Source organism: Acinetobacter sp. RF14B, from assembly GCF_006864105.1.
Classification (GTDB): Bacteria; Pseudomonadota; Gammaproteobacteria; order Pseudomonadales; family Moraxellaceae; genus Acinetobacter; species Acinetobacter lwoffii_C.
On record NZ_SMTB01000116.1, the window covers coordinates 1 to 6,233 of the forward strand.

Here is a 6,233-nt window from a genome sequence, read left to right on the forward strand (position 1 = left end):
CACAAAGTGACTTGCCGATTCCGAGTGCGCCACGTATTCCGGTGGCGGTAAGACCTGACACTCCGGTTAAGCCCGTTCAGGTGGAGCCACCAATTTCTGCGGCAGAACGTGAGAAAATTCAAAGTATGCTGGCTGCAGAGAGTGCGGCACAAACGGTAGAAGAGGTTTTACAGCCTGTGGCGACAACCGCTGAGCGTGATGAGGTGGTTGAGGAGCTAAAAGCCTTGGCACCTGCGGGCACAGAAATTGTTGATCCTTATGATGGCAAAATTAAGCTCACTGCCATTCAGACCAGTCTGTCTGTGGCAGAGCAGCAGGGCAAGGAGCTGACCAAAGGTTTTTCCTATCCTAAACAGGTGGCGGAAAATACCCAAGCCAGTTCAGTTGAAGCCCAGCTGAATCAGGGCAAGAACTATGTCAAGACTGACTCTGAAGTGGTCGTGGTGCCACCGAAAGGCAAACGCAGTACTTATACCGTTGTTGCGGGTGATACTTTGGCGCTGATTGCAGCCAAAAATGGGGTGAGCTGGCGTGATGTTGCCAAGTGGAACCAGATTGATCCGAGTGCAACGCTATATGTAGGAACCACGATTTATCTCTATGATGCCAAGCCGGTACAAGCAGCGCCGAAGGCCAAAGAAAAACCGGACAGCTATGTGGTTCAGGCTAATGACTCCTTAACCAGTGTCGCCAGCCAGTTCGGTTTAAGCCTACAACAATTGGCCGATTTTAATGATCTGGCACCAAGTAGTGGTTTGTTTGTCGGCCAGAAGCTGGCTTTAAAACAAACTGCCACAAAAGCCAAAGCTGAGGACAACAAAAAAGCAGAAACAGTCAAAACTCAGACCAAGTCTTATACGGTAAAACGTGGTGAATATTTGAAACTGATCGCGGATCGTTATGCCTTGTCGAATGGTGAACTGGCAGCATTGACCCCGGGGTTAACAGCGGGCAGCAGCTTATTGGTGGGACAAAAGATCAATGTGCCATTAAATGAAGTGGCAGAGTTGACTACATCGGGCAAAAAAGTCGAGCAGAAGTTTGAAAATGTCAAAGTAGAGCAGACACCGACAGAAAACTATCAGGTCAAGCGCGGTGAAACCCTGTATAGCATTGCCAGTCAAAGCAAGCTCAGCGTATCGGAACTGGCGGCCTTGAACAGTCTGTCTGCCAATAGCGGCTTGCGTATCGGTCAGACCATCAAAATTCCAGCAGCTAGTCGAGTGCCGGAAACTTATACGGTGCAAGCAGGGGACACCTTGACCGGTATCACGGCGAAATACAATCTGTCGATGGACCAGATTGCGGACTTGAATAATATTTCCCGTACGGCCAATCTACGTGTCGGTCAGCGCTTAAAACTGAGCGGCGAAGCTGAACCTGTGCAGGAAACGCAGGTTGAGAGCAGTACGAAGAATGTCAAGTCTGATACGCATGTGGTGAAATCGGGTGAAACCCTCACTTCGATTGCGCGTCAGTATCATTTGCAGCAGAAGTATCTGGCGGATTTAAATGGTCTGAAGAGCAATAGCAGCCTGCGTATCGGCCAGCGTTTAAAAATTGAAGGTCAGTTTCCGGCCGATAAAAAAGTCGAAGAAGCGAAGGTGACAAATAAATCTTCAGCGTCTAAAGCAACGGAATCTTATACCGTGAAATCCGGCGAGTCTCTGAATGCGATTGCCAAGCGTTTGGGCATAAGCGTGAGTGATCTGGCAGGCCTGAACAATCTCGGTCCGCGTGCAGGGCTGCGTGTCGGTCAGACCATTCAGATTCCAAAATTGGTGACTGAATATAAGATCCAGCGTGGAGATACCTTGATTGGTCTGGCTGCGCGTCATGGTCTGGCAACAGACGAACTGGCAGAAATGAATGAAATCAAACCGAATACGCAATTGCGGATTGGCGAGGTAATTAAGGTTCCAAACTGATTTTTGTCTCGTGAGATTGTTTAATCCCAGTCATATCTGGATGGTAGTGACTGCCCCTTGGCTCATCAGTAGCAGTGGGGCAGCAGTCATCACCACCCCGTATATTGCCCTGCATGGCAGTCCTCAATATGCTCACGCTGAATCTATGCCTTATGCCAACCCTAAAGCACCCAAAGGTGGGGTGCTGATCCGGGCTGCGGATGGCAGTTTTGATAATCTGAACAGCATGAATGGCAAGGGGAATGTCACTGAAGGGATTAACTATATTTTTGACAGTTTACTGTCGAAGTCGCTGGATGAGCCTGGCGTATATTATCCCTTGCTGGCGGAGAAAGTCAGTTTCGATCCAGAGCAGACCGCCTATATTATTTTCCATTTAAATCCGAAGGCCAGATTCAGTAATGGTCAGCCCGTCACGGCAAAGGATGTTAAATACAGCTTTGAGCTGTATCAGACCCAATCCAATTTTGGCTTGCAGATGTATCTGGCGGATATTCAACGCATTGAAGTGCTATCTCCTTTAAAAGTCAAAATCAGTTTTAAGTCGCGCCACAATCCGGAAATGGCCATAGGCGTGTCACAAATGCCGATTTATGCACAACAGGAATGGCAGCAGCGTAATTTTAAGGAGATCAGCCTGAAACCGATTCTGGGTTCAGGGCCTTATGTGATTGAACGGATTGAAGCGGGACGACGTATTTCCTATAAGCGCAATCCGCATTATTGGGGCCGGGATTTGCCGGTCAATCGTGGGCGTTATAATTTTGACCGGATTCAATATCGATATTACCGCAGTCCGGAAATTAAATTTGAAGCTTTTAAATCAGGCCAGTTCACCCTCCATGAGGAAACTCAGGTCAGCCGCTGGGTGAAAGATTACCGCTTTCCTGCGGTACGGCAAGGCCGGGTCAAGACCTATCGCCTACACCACCATAATCCGATTCCCACACAAAGCCTGGTGCTGAATACTCGGCGTCAGCCTTTTGCTGATATTTACTTCCGTCAGGCGCTGAGTCTGGCCTATGATTTTGAATGGCTGAACAAAGCCATGTTTCATGGAGAGTATCAGCGTTTAAATAGTTTTTTTAGCAATAGTGAACTCGCATCTGGTGGAAAACCCAGTGCTCAGGAGCTGAAAATTTTACAGCCTGAACTGTCTAAATTGCATCCGGTACAGCGTCAAGCAGTATTGCAAAACTGGCAGTATCCACCCTCGGATGCCTCCGGATTTAACCGCAAAAACCTGCTTCAGGCCCGGAAAATCCTGTTAAAAGCCGGTTATTATTATCAGCAGGGACAGTTGCTAAATGCCCAGGGTAAAACTGTAAAAATCGAGTTTTTATTACATCAGGCCGAGCAGCAGCGTTATCTGATGCCTTATCTCAGGCATTTAAAACGTCTGGGGATTCAGGCTCGAATCCGGATGGTGGAAACTGCACAGTATTATGAGCAGCTAAGAAATTATCAGTTCGATATGATTGTGGATACCATGCCGCAATCGCTGACGCCGGGACAGGAACAAAAGCAGTTGTGGGGTAGCGAGGCTGCAGGCCAGCCCGGCAACTATAATTATGCCGGGATTCGCAATCCGGGGATTGACCGGGTAATTGATCAGGTCATTCAGGCGCAAAGCCGCGAGCAGCTGATAGACCGTACCCGGGCCTTGGATCGTTTGCTGCGGGCGGGTTATTATCACATTCCGACATATGGTAGCCGTGAATACTGGTACGCTTACTGGAATATGTATCAACAACCCAAGATCAAGCCGAAGCTTTCTGCCGGCATTGATTACTGGTGGGTTGATGCTGGCAAGGCCAAACAAATAGCACCCTATTTAAAATATCGCTAAGTTTCTAGTCCCGAGGAGTACCATGAGTACTTATATACTCAAACGTCTGCTACTCATGATTCCAACATTATTTGTCATTTTACTGATCAATTTTGTGGTAATTCAGCTTGCACCGGGTGGTCCTGTAGAACAGGCGATTTATCAGGCGCAGCACGTTAACCCTCTGGGGGCGAATGGCTTGAGATATCAGGGGCAGCAAGGTCTGACGCCTGAAATGCTGGAGCAGATTAAAATTCAATATGGATTTGACCAGCCGCTCTATCTGCGTTTCTGGGAACTGCTGAAAAGCTATGCCCAGTTTGATTTGGGACACAGTTTTTTTAAAGGGCAGGCTGTAACAGACCTCATCTGGGAAAAACTTCCTGTCTCATTGTCTTTAGGCCTGTGGAGTACGGTGCTGATCTATCTGGTCTCGATTCCTCTGGGCATCCAGAAAGCTAAAAAGCATGGCAGCCTGTTTGACCAGACCACCTCCTTGCTGTTGGCGGTCGGTTATGCCATTCCAGCCTTTATTTTTGCGATTTTGCTGATTGTATTGTTTGCAGGTGGTTCTTATCTGCAATGGTTTCCTTTGCAAGGCCTAAGCTCGGAAAATTTTGCTGAATTATCTTTCTGGGGGAAAATCCGGGATTATTTTTGGCATATGGCGCTGCCATTGCTGGCTATTGTGCTGGGCGGTTTTTCCCGACTAACCTATCTGGTGAAATTTTCCTTTGTCGAGGAGCTGGGCAAACATTATGTACTGGCAGCGCAAGCCAAAGGCCTACAGGAACAGGCAGTGCTGTATCGGCATGTATTGCGGAATGCTGTGCTGGTTCTGGTTGCCGGTTTACCTGAGGCACTGCTCGGCATTCTATTTGTCGGTAACCTGTTTATCGAAATCATCTTCAATCTGGATGGTTTGGGGCTGCTGGGATTTGAAGCGATTATGCAGCGGGATTATCCGGTAATTTTCGGAACGCTCTTTATTTTTAGCTTGCTGGGTCTGCTTCTACGTTTACTCAGTGATGTGCTGTACCGGGTAATTGATCCACGGATTCATTTTGATTCGCGAGGATTGAAATAATGTCACCGATGCTGCGTGCCAGCCTGCAACGCTTTAAAAATAACCGGACCGGTTTTGCCTGTTTCATTGCATTTTTAATAATCCTGCTGCTGTCGTTGGGCGCGGAACTGATTGCCAATGATAAACCCCTGCTGGTCAAATATCACGATACTTATTATTTGCCCGTACTGAAAGCCTATCCTGAAACTACCTTTGGTGGTGTTTTTGAAACTGAGGCTGAATATCAGGACCCGGCTGTGCAGCAGCTGATCCATGCCAATGGTTGGGCGCTTTGGCCGGTTATCCGGTTTTCCTATGACACACCCAATCTGGCGCTGGATGTGCCGCTTCCTGCACCCCCCAGTCGACAGAACTGGTTAGGCACAGATGATCAGGGGCGAGATGTGTTGGCCCGGATTCTGTATGGCTTGCGTATTTCCCTGCTATTTGGTTTTGCATTGACCTTGCTGTCTGCGGCACTGGGTATTCTGGTCGGCGCAATTCAGGGCTATTATGCCGGCTGGGTAGACCTGATTGGGCAACGGATTCTCGAAGTCTGGGGCAGTCTGCCAATGCTGTTTATGGTGATGATTCTGGTCAGTCTGTTCAGTCCGAATATTTACTGGCTGTTTTTGATCATGCTGTTCTTTGGCTGGACCACGCTGGTGTCGATGGTGCGTGCTGAATTTTTGCGAGCGAGAAATCTCGAGTATGTCTGGGCTGCCAGAAGTATGGGCGCAGGCCATGGCCGGATTATGTTCCGGCATATCTTGCCCAATGTCATCGGTTCCAGCCTGTCGCAGCTTCCTTTTATGCTGACCGCTAATATTAGCGCCCTGACTGCTTTGGACTTTTTAGGGTATGGCTTGCCACCTGAGACAGCTTCTCTGGGTGAACTGTTACTACAAGGAAAAAATAATTTAAATGCGCCGTGGCTGGCCTGGTCTAGCTTTCTGACTCTGGCAATTGTGCTGTCCCTGCTCATTTATACCGGAGAAGCCATACGGGATGCTGTTGATCCTAAAACTTAAACTTTTCACTTCATTCCAGCTAAAAAAGATGCATCGTCTTAAACATAGAGCAAATAAATCCGTGATCAGTTATCTTAAATAAAATTTGTGTCAATTTGACAAGTTGAATTGTCAAATTTTCTGACTTAGGTTATAACACATACAAAATAAGATAAATACCTTAGGAACATACATGACAAAATTGGCTGATTCTATCCAGATTCGTAATACCCAGTTTAAAAATCGCATTATTAAAGGCGCGATGAGTGAAGCGCTGGCCAATGATGCAGGTCAGCCGAATCAGGCCCATTTAAAACTTTATGAAGCTTGGGCCAAAGGCGGTTTGGGCTGCGCGATTACCGGCAACGTCATGGTGGATTTTCGTGCCAAAAATGAACCTG

At 47.7% G+C, this 6,233-nt stretch carries 4 protein-coding genes and 1 pseudogene; all 5 read left to right on the top strand.

The window, feature by feature from the left end; genetic code table 11:
• Positions 1-1,928, top strand: a 1,928-nt coding sequence (locus tag E2K52_RS12980; protein ID WP_151205474.1) for a muramidase family protein, incomplete at its 5' end; no start/stop codon positions are given.
• Positions 1,929-1,968: 40 nt separating this feature from the next.
• Positions 1,969-3,777: an extracellular solute-binding protein gene (locus tag E2K52_RS12985; protein WP_171478866.1), complete on the top strand. Its 1,809-nt coding sequence runs from the start codon at positions 1,969-1,971 to the stop codon at positions 3,775-3,777.
• A gap of 22 nt (positions 3,778-3,799) precedes the next feature.
• Positions 3,800-4,843 (top strand): ABC transporter permease subunit, encoded by a 1,044-nt coding sequence (locus tag E2K52_RS12990; RefSeq protein ID WP_151205475.1) that lies wholly within the window; start codon positions 3,800-3,802, stop codon positions 4,841-4,843.
• Positions 4,843-5,853, top strand: a complete 1,011-nt coding sequence (locus tag E2K52_RS12995; protein WP_151205476.1) for an ABC transporter permease — start codon at positions 4,843-4,845, stop codon at positions 5,851-5,853. Before E2K52_RS12990 ends, E2K52_RS12995 begins: the two co-directional genes overlap by 1 nt.
• A gap of 172 nt (positions 5,854-6,025) precedes the next feature.
• Positions 6,026-6,233, top strand: a pseudogene (locus E2K52_RS13000) (NADH oxidase); the annotation flags it as partial.

Coding starts and splice junctions, on each gene's coding strand:
- E2K52_RS12985 (WP_171478866.1), top strand. CDS start 1,969: ATGGTAGTGACTGCCCCTTGGCTCATCAGTAGCAGTGGGGCAGCAGTC.
- E2K52_RS12990 (WP_151205475.1), top strand. CDS start 3,800: ATGAGTACTTATATACTCAAACGTCTGCTACTCATGATTCCAACATTA.
- E2K52_RS12995 (WP_151205476.1), top strand. CDS start 4,843: ATGTCACCGATGCTGCGTGCCAGCCTGCAACGCTTTAAAAATAACCGG.